This is a genomic window from Donghicola sp. XS_ASV15, from assembly GCF_041224595.1.
GTDB lineage: Bacteria > Pseudomonadota > Alphaproteobacteria > Rhodobacterales > Rhodobacteraceae > Donghicola.
This window is the reverse complement of sequence record NZ_JBGFGN010000162.1, coordinates 343,901-366,856: the sequence shown is the minus strand read 5'-3', so window position 1 is coordinate 366,856 and position 22,956 is coordinate 343,901. Positions and strand designations below refer to the sequence as shown.

Genomic DNA, 22,956 nt, shown 5'->3' with positions numbered 1-22,956 from the left:
AAAGAAAAGCCCCGCCTGCGATGTGCAAGCGGGGCCATTTGATCACCGGATGGGGTGATTACTTTTTCAGGATCGAGGTGCCCGCGTAGACGGCAGTCTCACCCAGCATTTCCTCGATGCGGATCAGCTGGTTGTATTTCGCGAGCCGGTCCGAACGCGCGAGCGAGCCGGTTTTGATCTGGCCACAGTTGGTGGCAACCGCGAGGTCCGCGATGGTCGCGTCCTCGGTTTCGCCCGAGCGGTGCGACATCACGTTCGTGTAGCGCGCACGGTGGGCCAAATCGACGGCCTTCAGGGTTTCGGACAGCGAGCCGATCTGGTTCACTTTGACCAGCATGGAGTTTGCAACGCCCTTGGCGATGCCGTCTGCCAGACGCGAGGGGTTGGTCACGAAGAGGTCGTCGCCAACAAGCTGGACTTTGTCGCCGAGCTTTTCGGTCAGCATGGCCCAACCTTCCCAGTCATCTTCGTCACAGCCGTCTTCGATCGAGATGATCGGGTAGTCTGCGCAGAGCTGTGCCAGATATTCGACGTTCTCGGCGGGGCTCAGCGATTTGCCTTCGCCCTTCATCTCGTATTTGCCGTTTTCGAAGTATTCGGTCGCGGCACAGTCGAGGGCCAGATAGATGTCCTCGCCGGGTTTGTAGCCTGCTTTTTCGATCGATTTCAGAACGAAATCCAATGCTTCGCGGGTCGAGCCCAGTTCGGGGGCAAAGCCGCCTTCGTCACCCAGACCGGTGGACATGCCAGCAGCCGACAGCTCTTTTTTCAGGGTGTGGAAGACCTCGGAGCCCATGCGGACGGCTTCGCGGATGTTCGCGGCCGAAACGGGCATGATCATGAATTCCTGAATGTCGATCGGGTTGTCCGCATGCTCGCCGCCGTTGATGATGTTCATCATCGGAACGGGCAGGGTGCGCGCCGAGGTGCCGCCAACATAGCGGAACAGAGGCTGGCCGGTGTATTCGGCAGCGGCCTTAGCAACGGCCAGCGATACGCCGAGGATGGCGTTTGCGCCCAGACGGCCCTTGTTGTCGGTGCCGTCGAGTTCGATCATCGCGGCGTCGATGGCTTCTTGCTCGGTCGCGTCGAAACCAACGATGTTTTCTGCGATCTCGCCGTTTACAGCAGCAACAGCTTCCAGAACGCCCTTGCCCATGTAACGCGACTTGTCGCCGTCACGCTTTTCAACAGCCTCATAGGCGCCGGTCGATGCGCCCGAGGGAACTGCGGCGCGGCCCATGGTGCCGTCTTCGAGGATGACGTCGACTTCGACGGTGGGGTTGCCACGGCTGTCGAGGATCTCGCGCGCGTGGATATCGATGATGGTGCTCATAAAAAGTCCCTCGGTGGATTGGTTTGTGTGCGTTCTAGCGGGTGCCGGACGCTGTGGAAAGACGTGTAAGCCTCTGTTTGCGCTCACGGAAAAGGGTATATACGCCAGATGCAATAATTATGACGGCCCCGAGGTATGTTAGCGCATCAGGTCGCTCCTCGAAGAAGGTCAGGCCAATGATCATTGCGAAAATCAGGCGTGTATAGCGGAAGGGCATGATCACACCCATCTCGCCGACTCGCATGGCGGCGGTCAGGGTGTAGTAGCCCATCAGGGCAAAAACGATGGCAGCCGAGACGGTTTTGACCTCGGCGGCATTCATTGGGGTGACGGGCTGGCCTGTCGCGATCATCAGGACAAAGCCCGAGATGCCGATGGCCAAGAAGGCGTAGGCCGAAACCGCCAGCGTGGACAAGCGCTGGGGGATCACGCGGGTGGCCACGTCGCGACCCGCCAAGGTGATCACGGTCAGCACCGCGAAGAGCGAGGCTGGCTCGAATGCCTCAGAGCCGGGACGGATGATCAGCATTACCCCGACAAAGCCCACAAAGATTGCCATCCAGCGGCGCCACCCCACGGGTTCCTTCAGGAATACGGCCGCACCCAAGGTCGTCGCCAAAGGGGCGGCCTGATAGATCGCGGTCGAGGTGCTGAGCGCGCTGAGCGAGATGGCAGTGACAAAAGACAGGGTGCCCACAATCTCGCAGATGTTACGAATAACCACCGTTCTATGCAGCGCGTCGGGATGGATCAGCCGGTGGCCCATGGCGCGGGCGTAGATCGCAAAGAAAATAGCCCCAACGATGCCAAGAATGCCGATGATCTGACCTGTTGGCAGGGTCTGGGAGGCTGTTTTGATAAACAGATCCTCGATCGCGAAGCTGGCCATCGCGAACACAAGCAACATGATACCGCGCAGATTATCCAAAGCGGCTTCTCCCCCTCATTTGTAGGAAGACCTACGGAAATGTTAGCGCAAACGCAAGAAATAACACGAGACGTGTTCGATATATCAGGATTTCTTTATTGGAACCCCATAGAGCTCTAGCTTGTGGCCCTTGAGCTTGTAACCAAGACGTTTGGCGATACGCTCTTGCAGTTCTTCGATTTCGGGATCAACGAACTCGATCACCTGTCCTGTGGTCATGTCGATCAGATGATCATGGTGCTCGCGCTCGGCGTCTTCGTAGCGGGCGCGGCCGTCGCCGAAATCCACGCGCTCTAGAATGCCGGATTCTTCGAACAGTTTGACCGTGCGGTAGACCGTCGCCAAAGAGATTTTGGGATCACGCGCGTTGGCCAACGCGTACAGCTCTTCGACATCGGGATGGTCGTTGGAGCTTTCCAGTACTTCTGCGATCAGGCGGCGCTGGCCGGTCATCCGAAGGCCCTTGGCTTCGCAGCGCACGATGATGCTGTCAGTCGTCATAGAGATCCCAGTTGGTTACTGCTCTTTCGGGCGGGCCGAATAGCGCCGTAGGCCGAAGAGTGCCATAGGAAAGTCGCCAAGGAAAAGGTCAGATCTTTCCCTCAGAGGACAGAAGCACCGAAATCCAGCGCGTGGCTGGAAAGCCCGCGAGGATCAGCGTCACGATCGAGGTCATGGGCACCGCCAGAAACGCGCCCGGAATGCCCCATAGGCTCCCCCAGACAACCAGCGAGACCAGAACGACAAACGGGCTCAGGTTCACAAGGCGGCCCAAGAGGCGGGGCTCGACGATATTGCCCATCAGCATCTGTGCCAGCGTTAGGGTGATCGCGGTGGTCACGGTGGTCGCCATATCGCCAAATTGCACAACACTCAGCAGCGTCGGGAACAGCACACCCATCAGACTGCCCACGTAAGGAATATAGTTCAGCAGCCCGATCACAACGGCCCAGAACATCGCAAAGTCCACGCCGATCAGCGCCATGATCACCCAAGAGATGAAGCCCAAACATAGGTTGATCGCAGTCTTGGCCGCCAGGTACTGACCGATCTGCGCGTTGATCTTGTGAAAGATGTTGATGATCGCGTCGGACTGTTCGCGGGTCTCAAAGGCGCGGGTGACTTTGGCACTCAGGCCAGCACTTTCCAGCATGAGAAACGCCGCCAGCAGAAGAACAAGGAACATATTGGTGCCAAAGCTGGCCAGAACGCCAAGCATCCGGCTGGTGATCTGACCAAGGTTGATGTCGGTGCCCAGCATGTTCCGCAGCGCTGTCCAAGAGGGCTGCTCTTGCAGGTTCAGGCGCTCTGACACATCGTTGACAAAGACATTCAGGCGCATCTCGTATTCCGGCACCCGTTGGGCCAGCGCCTGCGCGTTTTCCGTCGTGATTGAGGTCAGCAGGGTCAGGACCAGCGCAAAGGCGAGCAGGGTAAAAATGTGCCGCAGCCATGTTGGGCTGCGTTTCAGGCCGGGTACCCGCCCAATGCCCCGCGCGCTTTCGAGCAGGATATAACACAGGATGATCGCAAACAGGATCGGGACAAGGATCTGTTTGCCGATCACCAAAAGGTAGCCAAGCATCAGGGCCAAAGCCACGCTATAGACCAGTGTCACAAAGGGCCGGTCGGCCTGTCCCATGTCATACTCTCTTGCAGAACGCGTGCGCCGTGATTGGCCCTAGTCCCATGGATGTATGAACCGCCCCCCAGAACGCAATGAAAAACCTGCGCCTCGGGCCAAGTATTTCAGGACAGGGGCGCTTTAGGTCCCGCAGAAAGTGCGATGCACCACCTCATCGCGGGTCGGAGGAAGGGTCAGATCCTCGGCCCCGTCTTGCGGGGTAAAGGGCGTCGCCAGCACTTTCATCAACCGCTTGAAGGGGGCCAAATCGCCCTCGACCGCAGCCTCGATCATCTGTTCGATCCGGTGGTTGCGCGGGATGTAGACCGGATTGACCGAGGCCATCAGCGAGTGCGAGTCCTCTTCGGAGGCGGTCCGCTGCTGCCACCCCGCGTGCCAGTCGTCGAACGCCTCTCGGTTGGTGAATTGGTCCCGGGCGGTCCCCTCGGCCAAAGCGCGGAAGGTATTGGTAAAGTCCGTGCCATCATGGGCCATCAGATCAAGCAGCTTTTCGATCATGGCTTTGTCCTCGGGACGGGCGTCCGCAATGCCGACTTTGCGGCCCAGCAGGCGCAGCCATTCAGCATCAAGCGCTTCTGGCATGGCGTGAATGCGCTGGGTGTAATCTTCGACCACCGCGTCCTGCTCGGCCTCTGGTGCCAGCGCGACCAGAGCGCTGGCCAATTGCGCAAGGTTCCAGATCACGATGTGCATCTGGTTCGAGAAGGCGTAGCGCCCCTGTTGGTCGATCGAGGAAAAGACCTTGTGCGGGTGGTAGTCGTCCATGAACGCGCAAGGACCATAATCGATTGTCTCGCCCGAGATGGTGCTGTTGTCGGTGTTCATGACCCCATGAATAAAGCCCAAGGCCATCCATTGGGGGATCAACTTGACTTGCGCGTCGATCACCGATTGCAGCAGACATGCCGGTCCTTTGGCCTGCGGATAATGGCGCTGGATCGCGTAATCGGTCAGGGTGCGTAGGGCGTCGATGTCATTGCGCACGGCGAAATACTGGAATGTCCCGATCCGCAAATGGCTGCGCGCCACACGGGTCAGCACGGCACCGGGCAGCATGGCCTGCCGCATCACGCTGTCGCCGGTGGACACTGCCGCCAAGGCCCGTGTTGTGGGCACGCCCAAAGCGTGCATTGCCTCGGACACCACGTATTCGCGCAGCACCGGACCCAGCCATGCCTTGCCATCGCCGTTGCGACTAAAAGGCGTGCGGCCCGACCCTTTGAGTTGGATGTCATAGCGGATGCCATTCGGGTCCAAAACCTCGCCGAGGAGCAGCGCGCGCCCATCTCCGAGCTGCTGGGAAAATCCGCCGAACTGGTGTCCTGCATAGGCCTGCGCCAGTGGCTCGGCCCCGTCCGGCAGTGCGACACCTGAAAACGCAGCGGCCAGCGCATCGGGGTCTTCGTCAAAGCCGATCCCCAACTCCCGCGCGAGCCCCGTGTTGAACGCCAAAAGCTCTGGCGCGGTGGCGGGCGCGGCCCCTTGGCGGGCAAAGAAGCGGTCCGGCAGACGGGCGTAGCTGTTATCGAATGGAATGTGCAAGCTCATGACGGTGTCCTTTCGCTAGGACAGAACCTATGCACCGGACACCGATTTTGCCAGAGCAGCCCTGCAAAAGGGCTCTACAGCTTTCGTACCATCATCGACACGCTGGGGCGCGGCTGGAACAGCGCGCGGGCATAAACGCTCTGGCCGGTGCTATTGCTGGGATCAATCTCGATCCCCAAGGCCCGCACACCGCCCGCACGGAGGGGGGCGACCAACGCCGTCAGGGCCTCTGGCGCGATCCCGCGGCCACGTACGCCAGGGCGCACATAGATTTCACGGACCGAGGCCATGATGCCTCCGTAATCCAGCGACCACGTCAGGGTCATCACCAGAAAACCGATGGGCGCGCGGGTCGGCCCGATGATATAGACCGCCCCGAGCGGCGACCCTTCGAGCAAGGGCATGATGGCCGCCTCGCGGGCCACGGCATCGTGGGCAACCCCGATTTCGATATCGAGCGCCTCCATCAAGGGGGCGAGACGGGGATAATCCTCGGAAACAGCAAGCGTGAGCTGCGCACTCATAGACGGGCCAACCTTTCTGTGAGCAGGTCGAAAAAGCCCTGCGCATCGATGTCGCCCATGAACATGGCATTCGGCGCGCGGTCTGTCACGCGCCACCAATCGGCAACGGTCATCCCGAGCGTCAGTTCGCTGCCGGTTTCGATCTCGACATTGATATGGCGTCCCGTAAACAGGTCGGGCCGGATCAAATAGGCCGTGACGCAAGGATCATGGAGCGGCGCGCCGGAGGACCCGTATTTCTCTTTGTCGAACCGCTCAAAGAAATCGGTCATCTGCGCGACGGCCACGCCCACCTTGGTGCCGAGTGCGCGGAAGGCGTAATTGCGGTCTTTGGTGACCAGCGCTTTGTGGGTCACATCCAGCGGCATGATGGTGATCGGGCAGCCAGCACCAAAAACAATCTTGGCCGCTTCTGGGTCCACGTAGATGTTGAACTCGGCGGCCGGAGTGATGTTTCCTACCTCGAAATAGGCGCCGCCCATCAGGACGATTTCCTGCACCTTTTCAATGATATCTGGCGCTTTGTTGAATGCCTGCGCTATGTTCGTCAGCGGCCCCAAGGGGCACAAGGTCACGGTGCCAGCAGGCTCCGCGCGCAGGGTGTCGATGATGAAATCCACCCCGTGCCCCTCCGCCAGCGCCATGGTCGGATCGGGCAGGTCGGGGCCGTCCAAACCGGTTTTCCCGTGCACATGTTCAGCGGTGACCAGTGGGCGCTCTAGTGGGGCATCGCACCCTGCGTAGACCGGCACATCCGTGCGGCCCGCCAACTCACAGACAATGCGCGCATTCTTTTCGGTCAGCGGGAGCGGCACATTGCCCGCCACAGCCGTGATCCCCAAAACCTCGATCTCTTCGGGGCTGGCTAGCGCCAGCAGGATCGCCACGGCATCATCCTGTCCGGGATCGGTATCAATGATGATTTTGCGCACAGACATGTCACTTCCTTTGTACTTTCGGGGAATTCAGTGGCAGGCGAAACCGTCGCTTGCAAGCCCTGCCATGGGGTCTGGCGCGCTTCGGCTTTCATCTTGGTGAAAATACCTCCCCGCGGAGCGTCCCTCTGCCCGCCAAACAACCCGGATGTCGGGCTTTATTCCCGCCGCAAGGTCAACCGCGCAACCAGCCCCTCGGCGCCTTCCTCAAAGGTCAGAGACCCGTTGTGCTGGCGGGCGACAGTTTGCACGATGCTCAGCCCAAGGCCATTGCCCGCAGCGCGCCCCGCATTCGCTCCGCGTCGGAACGGGGCGATCAATTCGCCTATCTCCAGTGCAGACAGCCCTGATCCACCCGCATCCTCGACCAAGACCGAAACCTCGTCCGCGTGGCTTTCGATCCGAACCGTGGCGCGGCGCCCGTAGTTCAGGGCGTTTTCGACCAGATTGGTGATCGCCCGTTGCAACGCCAATGGACGGGCGACGACCAGCACGCGCTGTGCCTCGCGCAGGCTGGTGCGGGGTTCGGGCAGGCTGGTGTCACGGGGCGCAACCCCGAAAACGGAATGGCGCACCTCTGGCACCTCTGATTCCACCGGGGCCAAAGTCACACGGCGGCCCAGATCTTCGTAATCGTCCACGATGGACTCCACCAGCGCGGTCAAGGAAATCTGTTGTGCCGCTTCGGCGTCTAACTCTGTGCGAGTGAACGACAAAACGCCTTCGACCATCGCGATCATCTGGTCGATGTCGCCCTCCATCTTCTGGCGCAAGGTCGCGTCCCCGATCAAGGCAGTGCGCAATTTCAGACGCGCGGCAGGAGTGCCCAGATCGTGGCTGATGGCAGAGAGAACCTCGGCCCGTTTTTCCAGCGCCTCGCGCTCTTGGGCGATAGAGGCGTTCAGCGCGCCTGCGATTTCGTTCAACTCTGACGGGCCTTCGGTGGGCAGCATTGCGGTCCCGCCTGCGCCATTGTTGGCAAAGATGCGCGCCAACCGGCCCAGACGACCAGTGACTTCGGTGCTGCGGCTTAGCAATGTCACGATCAAAAGCAAAAACCCAAGGCCCAGGGGCAGGCGCAGGTCATTGGGCGCCGCCGCGCAGGACCAGATGTCAGGGGCGTTCACCCGTACCCAACTGCCGCCTTCGGCGCGGGCATAGAGGGTGGGGTCCCCGCACAGGCGCGCCATTTTACGGGTCATGGCACCAAGCTGCTGGGGCGGCAGGGAAAATGGCGGCAGATCGGTGAGCGTATAGCTCAGGTCAGGATCATGGACTTGGATCAACAAGCGAGCGCCGCCGAAATCCTCGTCCCACAGGCTTTGCAGGATCGAGGCTTCGGTCACACGGCCCACACCGCGCGGCGGCGCTTTGACTTCGGTCAGGTAAACGCCAGCGGGCAGGGGCGCGCCATCGTTCAGCGCGCCATAGAGTTGTTGACCGGCATAGTCTGCGCGGTCGAGATAGCGTTCCCACGCCTGCTGGCTGCCGTTCCACAGAGCGCCCGTGATCAGCCCTGCCAGAGTACCCGTCAAAATCCAGCTGACGGTCTTGGCCTGCAGGGAGGGCAGCAGCTTCATTCCTGTGTGACCTCGCAGGCCAGCACGTAGCCGACGCCGCGTTCCGTGCGGATCAGCTTGGGGTCTTTGGGGTTGGCTTCCAGTTTGCCGCGGAGACGGCCCACCAGAACATCGATTGCGCGGCCCTCGGCGGCGTCCATCACGCGCTGGGGATCACGGTCAGGGTCCAAAGCTTCGGCGATCTCCTCGCGTTTCAAGGGGATCATCGGGTTGGCGAGCAGGGCCTTGAGCAGCGCGCCCTCGCGGCGGGACAGGGACACCAGATAGCCACCGGGCGCGCGGACCTCGCCGGTGCGGGCGTCTAGGGACCAGCCTTCGAACCGATAAGTGCCTGCGGACCGGCGATAGGTCAGCGATGCCGCACGGTTCCCGCGCCGCAGGACCGCTTTGACGCGGGCGGCCAGCAGATCGGGGTTGAACGGCTTGGCCACGTAATCATCCGCGCCTGCTGCATAGCCCTGCATCCGCTGATTGTCCGAGGACAGGGCAGACACCATGATGATTGGGACATCCTGTTCTGTCCGCAGTTGGGCGCACAGCTCCAGCCCGCTTTCATCCCCCAGCATGACGTCCAAGAGGATCAGGTCGATCCGGTAGCGCTCCATCGCTGCGCTGATTTCGGCACCCGTCGCGGCGGGGCACACGGCAAAGCCCTGACCCTGAAAATACTTGGTCAACATCTCTCGGAGTTCGGTGTCATCATCGACAACGAGCAAACGGGGTATCGTCATGTCGGGGTCTCTCCCTGCTTGGCTCGCGAAAATGGCGGGCGAATAGGGCCCTGTCTAGTGGAACCTGACGGTCGAGCGTAACGCTTTGTAACAAAATGGCTGTCTGTTGGGTAACAAACGGTAACAAAGGCTCTCGAAATGTCATGCAGCTACCGTGTGGCGGCCTTGCGCCTGATGCATAGGGGCGCAACACTTTGCGCACTTCACGCCCTACAATGATCTGGGGCGCCGATGGGAGGAAATCATGAAGTTTACAGTTTTTGCAGCCGCGACCGCGGCTCTTTGCGCACTCGCAACCACATCTGTCGCGGAGCCTCAGGCAGAAGTTCTGCACTGGTGGACCTCGGGCGGCGAAGCCAAGTCGGTTGCTGTTCTGCAGCAGGAATTCAAGGATAACGGCGGCACCTGGACCGACATGCCCGTTGCAGGCGGTGGCGGCGACGCGGCGATGACCGCTCTGCGTGCTCGTGTTCTGTCGGGCAACGCGCCCGCAGCGGTTCAGCTCAAGGGCCCCGCGATTCAGGAATGGTACGAAGAGGGCGTTCTGTCGGACATCTCGGCCGTTGCAGAGGAAAACGGTTGGGCTGACGTACTGCCCGCAGCGATCGCAGAGCACATGAAGTGCGAAGGCACCTGGTGTGCCGCGCCCGTAAACGTCCACCGCGTTGACTGGATCTGGGCAAACGCTCAGGTGCTGGCCGACAACGGCATCGAAATGCCCACCACTTGGGAAGAGTTCAACGCCGCCGCAGACAAGCTGCAGGCCGCTGGCATCACCCCGCTGGCACACGGTGGTCAGGCATGGCAGGACGCCACTGTCTTTGAAACCGTTGTTCTGGGTCTGGGTGGCCCCGAGTTCTTCCACAAGGCGCTGGTCGAGCTGGACCCCGAAGCACTGGGTTCGGACACCATGAAGGCGTCGTTCGACCAGATGCGCAAAATGCGCGGCTACGTGGACCAGAACTTCTCGGGTCGCGACTGGAACCTGGCAACCGCAATGGTCATGAACGGCGAAGCCGCGTTCCAGATCATGGGTGACTGGGCCAAGGGTGAATTCCTGGCAGCGGGCAAAACCCCCGGCGAGGATTTCCTCTGCGCATCGACCCCCGGTGAAGGCTACCTCTATAACGTAGACAGCTTTGCGATGTTCGACGTGGACGGTGCGGACAAAGAAGAAGGTCAGGCGCTGCTGGCGAAATTGATCGTTGGTCCGTCCTTCCAGAAAGTCTTTAACCTGAACAAGGGCTCGATCCCTGTGCGTACCGACGTCTCGCTGGACGAGTTCGACATGTGCGCCCACACCTCGAGCGAAGAAATGGCAGCATCGAGCGAAAGCGGCTCGCTGCTTCCCAGCTACGCGCACGGCATGGCTCTGCGCGGCGCGCAATCGGGTGCGATCACCGACGTTGTGACCGCCCACTTCAACTCTGACATGTCGTCGGAAGACGCAGTCGAAATGCTGGTCAACGCAGTCGCGGCTGTCCAGTAACCCCTGAACTACGGCCCTTCGCGCGCGCCAAAGCGCGGAGGGCCTTTTCGTCAGGAGCAATCCAAAATGACCCTCTGGCTTGAACGCCATGTACCCAAGCTGGTACTGGCCCCGACTTTTATTGCCATTCTGCTCTTTGTTTATGGCTTCATCGCCTGGACAGGATGGATCTCACTGACCAAATCCCGCCTGATGCCCAAGTACGATATCGAGGGCTTTGGCCAATACGAGCGTCTGTTCGCTGCACCCCGCTGGGATGTGGCCATGAACAACCTCTATATCTTCGGCGCGCTGTTTATCGTGATTTCGATGGTGCTTGGGCTGCTTCTGGCAATCCTACTGGACCAGAAAATCCGCACCGAAGGCGTGCTACGCACCATTTACCTTTACCCCATGGCGCTGTCGATGATCGTGACCGGCACCGCGTGGAAATGGATTCTGAACCCCGGTCTGGGTCTGGAAAAAGTTGTTCAGGGCTGGGGCTTTGAAAACTTTACCTTCGACTGGCTGGTGAACCCTGATTATGCCATCTACACCATTGTGATCGCCGCTGTCTGGCAGGCGTCCGGTTTTGTGATGGCGCTTTTCCTTGCGGGTCTGCGCTCGGTCGATACCGAGATTATCAAGGCGGCCCAAGTGGACGGAATCCCGACCACCCGTATCTACACCGCGATCATCATCCCTTCGATGGCGCCGATCTTCCTGTCCGCGTTCATTGTTCTGTCGCACCTCGCGATCAAGAGCTTTGACCTCGTGATTGCCATGACCAATGGCGGCCCCGGATACGCGACTGACCTTCCGGCGACTTACATGTATGCCATGGCATTCTCGCGCGGGGATCTGGGGCAGGCGGCAAGCTCTGCCATGATCATGATGCTCGTCGTGTTCACCATCGTTGTTCCCTACCTCTATTCCGAACTGAGAACCCGCAATGACTGATCTGTCTGCAACCCAAGGCGCACCCCGCCCGTGGGGCAAGATCGCCCTGCGCTGGGGCCTGTATGTCCTGCTGGGACTCTTTGCCCTGTACTACCTTGTCCCGCTTTTCGTGATGGTCACCACATCGCTGAAAAGCCTAGATGAAATCCGCTCGGGCAGCCTGATTGCCCTGCCGCGCGAAGTGACCTTTGACGCATGGGCCAAAGCATGGTCCGGCGCCTGTACCGGCATCCAGTGCGAGGGCCTGAAGCCCTACATGTGGAACTCGATCCTGCTGGCCATTCCGGCGGTTCTGATTTCGACCGTGATTGGCGCAATGAACGGCTATGTGGTGGCGCAGTGGCGCTTCCGCGGGGCGAACATCATTTTTGCTCTGCTGCTGTTTGGATGCTTCATTCCGTTTCAGGTGGTCCTGCTGCCCATGGCGAAAATGCTGGGTATCCTTGGCCTTGCAGGCTCGATCCCCGGTCTGATCCTGGTGCACGTGGTCTACGGCCTTGGTTTCACCACGCTGTTCTTCCGCAACTACTATGTGACCATCCCTGCCGAACTGGTCAAAGCGGCCAAAATCGACGGCGCGGGCTTCTTCCGGATCTTCTTCTCGATCTTCCTGCCCTTGTCGCTGCCCATCATCGTGGTCTCGGTCATCTGGCAGTTCACCCAGATCTGGAACGACTTCCTCTTTGGTGTGTCGTTCAGCCAGGCGGGCACCCAGCCCATCACCGTGGCCCTCAACAACATCGTCAACTCCACCACCGGCGTTAAGGAATACAACGTGGATATGGCTGCTGCGATCATCGCCGCTCTGCCCACGCTGCTCGTCTATGTCGTCGCCGGCAAGTACTTCATCCGCGGCCTCACCGCCGGTTCGGTGAAAGGATAACCCCATGGCTCCTATTCTCGACATTCAAAACCTGTACAAATCTTACGGCCAGACCGAGATCCTCAAGGACATCAACGTGTCCATCGAAAAGGGTGACTTTCTGGTGCTGGTCGGCCCCTCGGGCTGCGGTAAGTCCACGCTGCTGAACTGTATCGCTGGTCTGGAACCCATCACTGGCGGTCAGCTGAACATTGCCGGACAGGACATGACCAATGTCAGCCCCAAAGACCGCAATATCGCGATGGTGTTCCAGAGCTACGCTCTGTACCCGACCATGTCGGTGGCTAAGAACATCACCTTTGGCATGAAGGTCCGCGGCGTCGACAAATCTGTGCAGGACCAGAAGCTGGCCGAAGTGGCGAAACAGCTGCAAATCGAAAAGCTGCTGAACCGCAAGCCTAGCCAGTTGTCCGGCGGCCAGCGTCAGCGTGTGGCGATGGGTCGTGCGCTGGTCCGTGACCCCGCGCTGTTCCTGTTTGACGAACCCCTGTCGAACCTTGATGCAAAGCTGCGCGTGGAAATGCGTACTGAAATCAAGCGCCTGCATCAGGATCTTCATGCGTCGATGGTCTATGTGACCCACGACCAGATCGAGGCGATGACCCTTGCGACCAAGATCGTAGTCATGAAGGACGGCATCATCCAGCAGATCGGTACGCCTGCGGAAATCTACCGCCAGCCTGCCAACCTGTTTGTGGCGGACTTCATGGGTAGCCCCGCGATGAACCTGATACCGGCCACGGTGTCGGCAGACGGCAACGCCCGCCGGATCGAGATTGCCCGCGACGGCGAGGCGCCTTTGGTGCTGACCGACCGCCGCGGGGTGGATCTGCCGCGCGATGTGATCATCGGCCTGCGCCCCGAGGACATCACCGATCCGGGCAGCCGTCAGGGCGACAACTTGGAGCTGGCCGACGTCCACGTGGACGTGGTCGAGCCCGCCGGTGCGGACACCTATGTGGTCTCGCGTTTAGGCGGTAAGGAAGTCACCGCGCGCTTGCAGGCAGAAACCGAAGTGCGCCCCGGCGCCCGTGCGCAATTCGCGTTCGATCTGGGTAAGGCAACGTACTTTGATCCTGCCAGCGGTGCCCGTCTGGTGTGATCTATTCTGCGGTGTCGGTGCCTGAGGGTCCCAGTGCGCCGTGGGTATTTTTACCAAGAAAGAGGGGGTGGCGTGCGCTGCCCCCTTTGTCGTTTGGGAAAATGTACCTTTCAGGTGCGGTTTTCTGGCGCGTCTCGTGATTGCGGGCGGGCGGTTTGCTTGAAGATGGGGGGCTTGCGCCCTAATGTCCGCTCGAAACTTGGAGAAGTAGGTCCATGAGCGGAAAGCGCAGTATTTTCGAAGAGGTAGACAGCAAAGAGGCGGTGCAGACCAGCGCCGTCGGGTCCATTGACCGGACCCGCCGCGGGGCGCGGGGCGCCGTCCGGATCTGGCTGATGCTTTTGTTTGTCATGGTGATGGCGATGATCGCGGTGGGCGGCTTGACCCGCCTGACTGATAGCGGGTTGTCGATCACCGAATGGAAGCCCGTCACCGGTGCCTTGCCGCCCTTGGATGCGGCCACATGGGAGTCCGAATTCGCCAAGTACAAGGAAATCCCTGAATACCAGTTGCAGAACAAGGGCATGACCCTGTCCGAGTTCAAGGCGATCTACTGGTGGGAATGGGGGCACCGGCAGCTGGGGCGGACCATCGGTCTGGTCTGGGCTTTGGGCTTCCTCGGCTTTGCTGTAACCCGCAGCATTCCGCCCGGTTGGACCGGGCGATTGCTGTTCGTCGGCGCTTTGGGCGGTGTGCAGGGCGCGATTGGCTGGTGGATGGTGGCCAGCGGTTTGACCGGCGAGATGCTGGATGTGGCGAGCTACCGTTTGGCGACGCACCTCGGTTTGGCGTTCGTGATCCTTGGGTTCATTGCGTGGTATGTGTTCGAGCTGGGGCGCGAGCCGCGCGATCTGCTGCAAGCGCGCCGCGGCGGCGAGAAGAAACTGTTCGGGATGTCGACCGGTCTGCTGCACTTTGCCTTTCTGCAAATTTTGCTGGGGGCGTTGGTGGCTGGCATCGACGCGGGACGGAATTATCCTGATTGGCCGATGATGGCCGGATCGTGGACCCCGCCGGATATGCTGAGCCTAGAGCCTGTGTGGCGGAACTTCTTTGAGAACGACGGCACTGTGCAATTCATTCACCGCATGTCGGGGTACTTGCTGTTCATCTTTGGCGTCGTGGTCTTCCTGAAGGGGCGCAAGAGCGCGTACCCCAAGACCCGCGGGGCCTTTACCGTCGTGTTCGCGATGCTGGTGCTGCAGATGTTGTTGGGGATTGTGACTGTGATGCACAGCTCGCCTTGGTATCTGGCGATCCTGCACCAAGTGGGCGCGGTTGCGCTGTGGGTGCTGATCCTGCGGGCGCGGTTCATGTCGCGCTACCCGGTCTCCACCAGTGTTCGTGAGGGTCTGTGATGTCTGCATATGACGCGTTGATGGCGTTTCAGCGTCAGACCTCGGCTTTGGCCGAGGTCGCGGGGCGCACCGGTTGGGACCAAGAGGTTCTGATGCCCGAAGGCGCTGCTGATCAGCGGGCCGAGGAAATGGCCGCGTTGGAATCCGTGCTTCATGCACGTCGCTGCGATCCCCGCGTGGGCGAGTGGCTGGCTGCTGCCGAGCCTGCGGATGATGTGCAAAAGGCGATGCTTCGTGAGGTCAAGCGCAGCTATGATCGCGCCACCAAAGTGCCCGGTGATCTGGCCGAGGCGCTGGCGCGGACCACCAGCCGGGCCCAAGGCATTTGGGCCAAGGCGCGGGCGAATGAGGACGTTGCGGCGTTTCATCCCACCCTTGCCGAGGTGGTTGACCTGCGCCGCCAAGAAGCTGCGGCTTTGGGCGGTGAGATCGCTTATGATGCGCTGCTCGAGGATTACGAGCCAGGCACATCCAGCGCCGAGATCGCCGAACTGTTTGACGCCATGCGTCCGAGGCTGGTGGCCCTGCGTGATCAGGTACTGGCAAAGCCGCAGTGCTATCAGTTGAGCGGCACGTTTGACCCTGCGATCCAGATGGCGCTGGCCCAAGAGGTCGCCGTTGCCTTTGGCTATGATCTGAACCACGGGCGCATCGATAAGGCTGTGCATCCGTTTAGCTCTGGCAGTGGTCTGGATGTGCGGATCACCACGCGGACATCCGAAGACGACCCGTTCAACTGCCTGTATTCGACGATCCACGAGGTCGGTCACGCCTGCTATGAGCAGAACATTGACCGGACCTACCTGCTCAGCCCCTTGGGACGCGGGGTGTCGATGGGTGTTCATGAAAGTCAGAGCCGGATTTACGAGAACCAGATCGGACGTGGGGCGGCCTTTGCCGGTTGGCTTTATGACCGGATGGTGGATCGGTTCGGGGAGATTGGCGTGGCGGATGCGCAGGCATTCTATCGTGCCGTAAACCGTGTGCATAACGGATACATCCGGACGGAAGCGGACGAGGTGCAGTACAACCTGCATGTCATGCTGCGCTTTGATCTAGAGCGGGCGCTGTTCAGCGGTGATCTACAGGTCAACGACCTAGAGGCGGCTTGGAATGACCGGTTCAAAGCGGACTTTGGTTATGCAGTGGACAAGCCTTCGAACGGGGTGCTGCAGGATGTGCACTGGTCCGTGGGGCTGTTCGGATACTTCCCGACCTACAGTCTGGGGAACGTCTATGCGGGCTGTCTGAATGCAGCGATGCGCCGCGATGTACCGGATCTGGATGCGGCGCTGGGGCAGGGTGATACCGCACCTGCGACGGCTTGGCTGAAGGAGAAGGTCCAGCAGCATGGTGCGCTCTACGCCCCGCGCGAGGTGATCGAACGCGCCGTTGGTGGACCTGTAAGTCCGGACCCATTGCTAAACTATCTGGAAGAGAAGTTCAGCGCTTTATGACACAAAGGGGGGCATAAATGCCCCCCTCTGCGTTTTGAGCGGCTTTCTTAGCGCAAATTAAACCACAATCGCATTGCGTTGTTAATATTTATTCCCTGCGTGTATTTGCATTTCTTTGCAAAATTATTGGTTGAGTCGGATTTCACATATAAAAACATATACATCCGACCGCAGGTCGTGATGCATATTTGCAGTGCATCGCGTGAACGTCGCGCCATAAGGCGCCTGCGTCGATTCGAATTTGAAACCTGAATAGAGAGTCAAAAGGGGTGGGCTTAGATGCCCACACCCAGCAGACCAAGCAGCATTGAGGTGAGGATACTTGCGAAGTTCATATCGCCTTCGCCCTCGGTCTCCTTATCAAGGCTTTCTTTTTCTGCGTCCTTTTCGTCTTCGCTGCTCTCCTCGAGGTAGGGCAGTACGTCATCATCCAGAGCGTCAGGGCCAGCACGGAAGACAAAGTTCGCAGCGCTGCCGTCACTATCGCCTGCGCTGAGGTCGGTGCTGACGCCGCCATGCCACTGATCAATCTCGTCCGCCGCGTCTTCATTGCGTGCAAAGGTCAGGCGGATGATCTGGCCGGGCTGGGTGAAGTCGAGTGAGATCACCCCGTTCTTGACCTCGGGGCCAAAGCTCTCGCGGATGGCCAGCGCATAGGTCTCGGCTTCGGGGGTCTGATCGACGCCGGGCAGATCTGGTACGTCGAACAGGTCTTTCCAGTTATCCGGAGTTTCGCTGCGCAGGCTTTCGCCCCAGACTTCGGTGATCTCGCCAAGGCCTTCGAGCGCGATGTCAGCACTGAAGGTTTTGCCGCTGAAGTCTGCGGGGGCGGCGATGAACATGACCAGCTTATCTTCGCTATCGAAGCCATATGTGGTCACGGCGGTATCGTCGCGCAGTTCGTTGTCCTGGAACCAATCGAGCACTTTTGTGCCTTCGAGCGACTCTGCCATCATGTCCTGCATGGCGCCGGGGGTGAAGATGTAGGTGTCTCCGTCCGAGCCAACATAACTGGAACGACCAGCGTGGGTCAGGTCCCAACCATACACGCCCGCAGATGACGTCCCGAGCGCCTGATATTCCGAGAACATCTGAAGAAGATGCTCGCCCTGTTCGAGACCGTAGGGGCGATAGTCGAGCATGTTCTGGTAGTGCTGTTCGAATGCGATATTGCTACGACCGTCGAGATCCAGATCATCGAAGTCGTACTTGCTGCCTGCATCCGTGGCCAGGAAGCTGTTGGCCGCTTCGACGCGGGACAGCGACGCGGTATTGTACGCGGACAGGGACAGGGAGGGACGGTCTAGGCCGAGCTCTGCAGCCTCTTCTTCCCATGCCTCAAGGCTCGCGGTGACGTCGTCGATCGAGGATTCAGAAGCCGCCAGAGTGATCGCGAACCGGTGGTGGATGACCGCATCGGTCATCTCCATCGACGCATCGGACAGGTTCTCTAGGATCTCTTCGGTGGCTTCGACCGAACGGCCAAGCTGAACGTTCCACTCGATCTTGTCGGCGACCTCGGGATACTCTGCTTTGGCGGCCAGAACGGCCTCGCTGTAGACATTTACTACTTCGGCGTAATCTGCGGACTTCTCAAGCTCCGAACCTTTGAACACTGCGTAGTATTCATTGCCGACCTCGAAGATCAGAGTGTCAGGCAGTTCGCCGTATTCTCCAGAGTAGAGGTCGTCCAAAAATGTGTCGAGCTGGTCACGCAGCAGGTCGTGGTCGTCGTTGTAGCGTGCGGTCGGAAGGACGACGGTCAGTCCCAGATCGTTCTCCACGCAGTATTCCATCATCTGATCCAGACCGGGCTTATTGCCGGTCTCGTCAGAGTTATACAGGCCATCGTACTCAAAGCCGAACCGCTCTGGGTTCTTCTCTGACATTGTGCCGCCTGGCCAGACCACCATGCCCAGATTGGTCTGCGACAGGGCGTCATCGAATTGCCCAAAGCTGCGGAAGCTAACGTACCGTGCACCAAAACTATCACTCGTAATGTCGAGAGCATCTGCGCTGATTGAGCCGTTGGTTGTAAGACCGAGGGTCATCTGTTTGCTCCGCGGGGGCCCCAACGTTGGGGGTGCCCGTTCGAAAAGTTGATAGTCGCACCGAAGTGGATGCATTGACGGTAACGCAAAGGTAGAGGTTCGCAGCCTTGGAAGTACGCAAACAAGCCTTTGCAGCACGATCCTTAAAGCCCTGAAAAACATGATAGTATAGGTCTGCGAGAGATTTTCGGGTTCCACCCCAAAGGCGTGAAACAAGCACTAAAGTATGTATAATCCGTAAGTATAGATCACGTAATGGTTGTGCAAATTCGACGTGATAGGATAGATCGGTACTGCAAAAGTGTGGTTGCAGAACACGTTCGAGTGGATGGTCTATATTCCCACGGATATGGCGACCAACACTGATGTAAGGGGCGATTAATCTATCAAAGTGCGATTATGCGGGCGTGGAGTTGCAAAAAAACATGCAAAATTGCTGCGAATTTTTTCTCGAAACGCCGCGTCAAAATAAAAAACAGCCCTTTTCGCACGAAAAAACCCGCCTTGGGAGGCGGGCTTTTGATTCGTTTTAATCTTATTGAGGTGCTTTAGGCGCGCAGAAACTCAGTTGTGCGTTCCTTGAGCCATTCGCGGGCGACCTTAAGGACAGGGTCGCTGCGGCGCGTTTCGTGGTAACACAGGTACAAAGGCACTTCGTCAATCGGCGGTGCATCTTCGATCGCTTCAAACGTCGGATCATTGTCACCAACAAAGGTGGGCAACACAGCAGACAGGCCGGTTTCTGAAGAGACACTATGGATCGACTGAAAGTTATCGACGCGGATCATTGGCTCGCAGCCAAAGTACTCTTTGGCCACGCTCATGGCAGAATACTTGTCTGTTTCCGGCGGAAGACTGGCCCACTCCTTGGAGTCTGAAGCGTTGTCGCGGTGTTTGTATAATTTGAAGCGCAGAACACCGCATTGCGACGAGATCAGACGACCATGGTCCGGGCGCGCCGGTGTGATCAGGATGTCGTTGTCGTTCAAGTTCTCTTGCATCGAGTCCAGATTGAACGAGATGCGGATCTTGGGGTGCGCTGTCATAAATTCGGACAGGCGTGGGTAGACCATATAAGTGCCAACCATAAAGGGCACACAAATCCGAAGATCCCCAGCCAGGTCGCCAGAGGTGTCTTCGTTTTCTTGACGGATCGCGGAAATCAGCGCGCCATCGAACTGCAGCGCTTGTTCTACGATGGATTCTAGACGGGGGTTGAGAACCCAGCCTTCGGGGCGTTTTTCAAATGGCGGAAAGCCCATCGCCTCTCCGAGGCGTGCCATCCGTCGCGAGACAGTGGCAGGGTTTGAATCAAGGCGCTGCGCGGCGGCAGCCATATTTCCAGTTCGATAAAAGGCGATCAGATAACGCAGATCGTCCCAGTTCTTAAAGCTCGGCATGTACCCTCAACTTAGCATTTTAACACTTACGCTATTTTATAAACGTTTCGGGCGCGAACAAAGGTTCACGCCCGTAGGATATTTTTTCTGTATCTTTCGTATAGGTGGCTGCCTTAGCTTTCAGGAGCCTCGGGAGGTGCTGCCTCTGCTGCGCCATCCTCTTCGCAATCTTCGTCTGTCTGATCCGCGATGCGCGCGACCGAGACGACCTGCTCTTCGTTTGCCGTGTTGAAGACGCGGACCCCGCCAGCGCTCCGCGAGCGGAAAGAAATGCCATCGACAGGCACGCGGATCGACTGGCCTTTGGACGTTGCCAGCATGATCTGGTCGCCGCCTTCGACTGGGAACGAGGCGACGATTTCACCGCCGCGCATGGATTTCTCCCACGCGGTGACGCCAAGGCCGCCGCGACCCCGGATCGGGTAGTCATGGCTCGAGGACAGCTTGCCCAAACCCTTGGCCGTGATGGTCAGGATCAGGTTTTCAGCTGCAGACATTTCCGCGTAGCGCTCTTGGGGCAGTTGGCTGTCTGCGTTGCCTTCCTCTTCGCTCGCGGCATCATCTTCGGTTACGCCGGCCATCAGGCGGCGCATCTTCAGATAGCTGGCGCGCTCGTCAGAGCCGGCTTCGAAGTGACGGATGACAGACATCGACACGACCTCATCATCGCCCGACAGCTTCACACCGCGCACACCGGTCGAGGCGCGCGAGTTGAACACGCGCACTTCGGGCACGGGGAAGCGGATCGCACGGCCCGAGTTCGTGACCAGCATCACATCGTCTTCTTCGGAACAGATGCGGGCGTTGATCAGGCGGGTGTTTTCATCTTCACCTTCGAACTTCATCGCAATCTTGCCGTTCGCCTTCACATTGGTGAAGTCGGACAAACGGTTGCGTCGGACAGAGCCCTTGGAGGTCGCAAAGACAATCTGCAGGTCGTCCCAATCGTCCTCGGGGCGGTCCACCGGCATGATCGCAGCGATCGAGACACCGACCGGGATCGGCAGAATGTTCACGATTGCTTTGCCTTTGGCGGTCCGACCACCAAGGGGCAGGCGCCAGCACTTCAGCTTGTAGGCCATGCCATCGGTCGTGAAGAACAGAAGCTGCGTGTGGGTGTTGGCCACGAACAGGGTGGTGACAACGTCATCATCCTTGGTCGCCATGCCCGACAGACCTTTGCCGCCACGCTTTTGCGCGCGGAAGTCGGCCAGCGCGGTCCGCTTGATGTAACCGGACTGAGTCACGGTCACGACCATGTCCTCACGCTCGATCAGGTCTTCGTCTTCCATGTCGCCGGACCAATCCACGATCTCGGTGCGGCGGGGAACGGCGAACTGGTCACGCACTTCGTGCAGTTCGTCGGCGATGATGCCCATGATGCGTTCGCGCGAACCAAGAATTTCCAGGTATTCGCGGATCGACTTGGCCAGCTCTTGCAGCTCGTCGGTGACTTCCTGAACACCCAGTTGGGTCAGGCGCTGCAGACGCAGTTCGAGGATGGCGCGGGCCTGTGCTTCGGACAGGTTATATGTGCCGTCTCCGTTAATCGTGTGGGTCGGGTCGTCCACCAGCTTGATGTATTCGGCGATGGACTGCGCAGGCCAACGACGGGTCATCAGCTTTTCGCGGGCTTCGGCGGCGTCTGCGGACGAACGGATGGTCGCGACGACTTCGTCCACGTTGGTGACGGCCACGGCCAAGCCACACAGGATGTGCGCGCGATCGCGGGCCTTGCGCAGCAGATAGGCGGTGCGGCGCACCACGACGTCCTCGCGGAAGTCGATAAAGCAGGTCAGGAACCGGCGCAGGGTCAGCTGCTCGGGGCGGCCGCCGTTCAGAGCCAGCATGTTGCAGCCGAACGAGGTCTGCATCGGGGTGAAGCGGAACAGCTGGTTCAGCACGACCTCGGGGGTTGCGTCACGCTTCAACTCTACCACGACGCGCACGCCGTTGCGGTCCGATTCATCCTGAACGTGGGCGATGCCTTCGATCCGCTTCTCGCGTGCGGCTTCGGCGATCTTTTCGATCATCGAGGCTTTGTTCACCTGATAAGGAATCTCGTCGCAGACGATGGCGTAACGATCTTTGCGGATTTCCTCGACGTGGGTTTTGGCGCGGATGATCACGCTGCCGCGTCCCTCAAGATAGGCTTTGCGCGCGCCCGAGCGACCCAACAGAATGCCGCCCGTCGGGAAGTCGGGACCGGGCACATATTGAATCAGCTGTTCGCTGCTCAGGTCCGGATCCTCGATCAGTGCCAGGGTCGCATCAACCACTTCGCCCAAATTGTGGGGCGGAATGTTGGTCGCCATACCGACCGCAATACCGCCAGCGCCGTTGACCAGCATGTTGGGGAAGCGGGCGGGCAAAACCGTGGGTTCGCGGTCCTTGCCATCATAGTTGTCTTGGAAATCGACCGTGTCTTTGTCGATGTCGGACAGCAGCGCGGCTGCGGGCTTGTCCATGCGAACTTCGGTATAGCGCATGGCCGCCGCGTTATCGCCGTCCATAGAGCCAAAGTTACCCTGACCATCCAGCAGCGGCAGCGACATCGAGAAGTCCTGCGCCATACGGACCAGCGCGTCATAGATCGCGCTGTCGCCGTGGGGGTGGTATTTACCCATGACGTCGCCGACGGGACGCGCGGACTTGCGATAGGGTTTGTCGTGCGCGTTCCCGGTTTCGTGCATCGCATAGAGGATGCGTCTGTGCACAGGTTTTAAGCCATCGCGAAGATCGGGAATGGCGCGGCTGACGATCACCGACATCGCGTAATCCAGATAGGATGTCTTCATCTCGTCCGCGATCGAAATCGTGGGTCCGTGATGGATCGCGCGCGGATTCGGATTTTCTTCTGCGTTTTCAGGGGTTTCCGGAGTGTCGGTCACTGTGTCGCCTGTCCCAGCCGTTGGTTCTATATCTTGTTGAAAGGGTTATAGCAGAGCCAGCATATGGTGCGCAATGCCAGTGGACACCTGCGCTGGCAGCCCAAAAGGGTGGCTGCTAACACACTGTTTTTCTTGCCAGAAAATTCCGGTTGGCCTGTA

At 59.4% G+C, this 22,956-nt stretch carries 18 protein-coding genes; 6 read left to right on the top strand and 12 right to left on the bottom strand.

The window, feature by feature from the left end; genetic code table 11:
• Nucleotides 1–58: 58 nt before the first annotated feature.
• The 9 genes from eno to AB9K37_RS18125 all read right to left on the bottom strand — a co-directional run bounded on the left by eno (nt 59) and on the right by AB9K37_RS18125 (nt 9,227).
• On the bottom strand, nt 59–1,336 hold the full coding sequence (eno, locus tag AB9K37_RS18165) for a phosphopyruvate hydratase (protein ID WP_369841417.1): 1,278 nt from the start codon (nt 1,334–1,336) through the stop codon (nt 59–61).
• Between the two features lie 34 nt (nt 1,337–1,370).
• Nucleotides 1,371–2,264, bottom strand: a complete 894-nt coding sequence (locus AB9K37_RS18160; protein WP_369841414.1) for a DMT family transporter — start codon at nt 2,262–2,264, stop codon at nt 1,371–1,373.
• A gap of 84 nt (nt 2,265–2,348) precedes the next feature.
• Complete coding sequence (locus AB9K37_RS18155) at nt 2,349–2,765, bottom strand: Fur family transcriptional regulator (RefSeq protein WP_369841411.1); 417 nt, start codon at nt 2,763–2,765, stop codon at nt 2,349–2,351.
• Nucleotides 2,766–2,853: 88 nt separating this feature from the next.
• Entirely contained in the window at nt 2,854–3,906 is a 1,053-nt protein-coding gene (locus AB9K37_RS18150; RefSeq protein ID WP_369841408.1) for an AI-2E family transporter, read from the bottom strand.
• Between the two features lie 123 nt (nt 3,907–4,029).
• Complete coding sequence (locus tag AB9K37_RS18145) at nt 4,030–5,457, bottom strand: YdiU family protein (RefSeq protein WP_369841405.1); 1,428 nt, start codon at nt 5,455–5,457, stop codon at nt 4,030–4,032.
• 74 nt (nt 5,458–5,531) lie between these two features.
• Nucleotides 5,532–5,981 carry an N-acetyltransferase gene (locus AB9K37_RS18140; RefSeq protein WP_072706553.1) on the bottom strand — a complete coding sequence of 150 codons (450 nt, stop codon included), beginning with the start codon at nt 5,979–5,981 and terminating at the stop codon, nt 5,532–5,534.
• Nucleotides 5,978–6,919 (bottom strand): nucleoside hydrolase, encoded by a 942-nt coding sequence (locus tag AB9K37_RS18135; protein WP_369841402.1) that lies wholly within the window; start codon nt 6,917–6,919, stop codon nt 5,978–5,980. Before AB9K37_RS18135 ends, AB9K37_RS18140 begins: the two co-directional genes overlap by 4 nt.
• Nucleotides 6,920–7,074: 155 nt before the next feature.
• Nucleotides 7,075–8,496 carry a sensor histidine kinase gene (locus AB9K37_RS18130; protein WP_369841399.1) on the bottom strand — a complete coding sequence of 474 codons (1,422 nt, stop codon included), beginning with the start codon at nt 8,494–8,496 and terminating at the stop codon, nt 7,075–7,077.
• Nucleotides 8,493–9,227 carry a response regulator transcription factor gene (locus AB9K37_RS18125; protein WP_072706550.1) on the bottom strand — a complete coding sequence of 245 codons (735 nt, stop codon included), beginning with the start codon at nt 9,225–9,227 and terminating at the stop codon, nt 8,493–8,495. Before AB9K37_RS18125 ends, AB9K37_RS18130 begins: the two co-directional genes overlap by 4 nt.
• Before the next feature lie 244 nt (nt 9,228–9,471).
• Here AB9K37_RS18125 and AB9K37_RS18120 point away from each other — a divergent pair, with 244 nt between their 5' ends.
• The 6 genes from AB9K37_RS18120 (at nt 9,472) to AB9K37_RS18095 (ending at nt 16,455) form a co-directional block, all read left to right on the top strand.
• Nucleotides 9,472–10,716: an ABC transporter substrate-binding protein gene (locus tag AB9K37_RS18120; RefSeq protein ID WP_369841396.1), complete on the top strand. Its 1,245-nt coding sequence runs from the start codon at nt 9,472–9,474 to the stop codon at nt 10,714–10,716.
• A gap of 66 nt (nt 10,717–10,782) precedes the next feature.
• Complete coding sequence (locus tag AB9K37_RS18115; protein WP_369841393.1) at nt 10,783–11,655, top strand: carbohydrate ABC transporter permease; 873 nt, start codon at nt 10,783–10,785, stop codon at nt 11,653–11,655.
• Complete coding sequence (locus AB9K37_RS18110) at nt 11,648–12,538, top strand: carbohydrate ABC transporter permease (RefSeq protein ID WP_369841390.1); 891 nt, start codon at nt 11,648–11,650, stop codon at nt 12,536–12,538. Before AB9K37_RS18115 ends, AB9K37_RS18110 begins: the two co-directional genes overlap by 8 nt.
• Nucleotides 12,539–12,542: 4 nt before the next feature.
• The gene (locus AB9K37_RS18105; RefSeq protein WP_369841387.1) at nt 12,543–13,640 is read left to right on the top strand and encodes an ABC transporter ATP-binding protein; all 1,098 of its coding nucleotides are present in this window, start codon (nt 12,543–12,545) and stop codon (nt 13,638–13,640) included.
• Between the two features lie 215 nt (nt 13,641–13,855).
• Entirely contained in the window at nt 13,856–14,998 is a 1,143-nt protein-coding gene (gene ctaA, locus AB9K37_RS18100; protein ID WP_369841384.1) for a heme A synthase, read from the top strand.
• Entirely contained in the window at nt 14,998–16,455 is a 1,458-nt protein-coding gene (locus AB9K37_RS18095) for a carboxypeptidase M32 (protein ID WP_369841382.1), read from the top strand. Before ctaA ends, AB9K37_RS18095 begins: the two co-directional genes overlap by 1 nt.
• Before the next feature lie 275 nt (nt 16,456–16,730).
• On the opposite strand, the gene AB9K37_RS18090 is transcribed toward AB9K37_RS18095, so the two are convergent.
• The 3 genes from AB9K37_RS18090 to gyrA form a co-directional block, all read right to left on the bottom strand.
• Nucleotides 16,731–18,506, bottom strand: a complete 1,776-nt coding sequence (locus tag AB9K37_RS18090; protein WP_369841380.1) for a hypothetical protein — start codon at nt 18,504–18,506, stop codon at nt 16,731–16,733.
• Between the two features lie 548 nt (nt 18,507–19,054).
• Nucleotides 19,055–19,906, bottom strand: coding sequence for a LysR family transcriptional regulator (locus tag AB9K37_RS18085; protein WP_369841378.1), 852 nt, complete (start codon nt 19,904–19,906; stop codon nt 19,055–19,057).
• Nucleotides 19,907–20,019: 113 nt separating this feature from the next.
• Entirely contained in the window at nt 20,020–22,797 is a 2,778-nt protein-coding gene (gene gyrA, locus AB9K37_RS18080; protein WP_369841376.1) for a DNA gyrase subunit A, read from the bottom strand.
• Nucleotides 22,798–22,956: the final 159 nt, after the last annotated feature.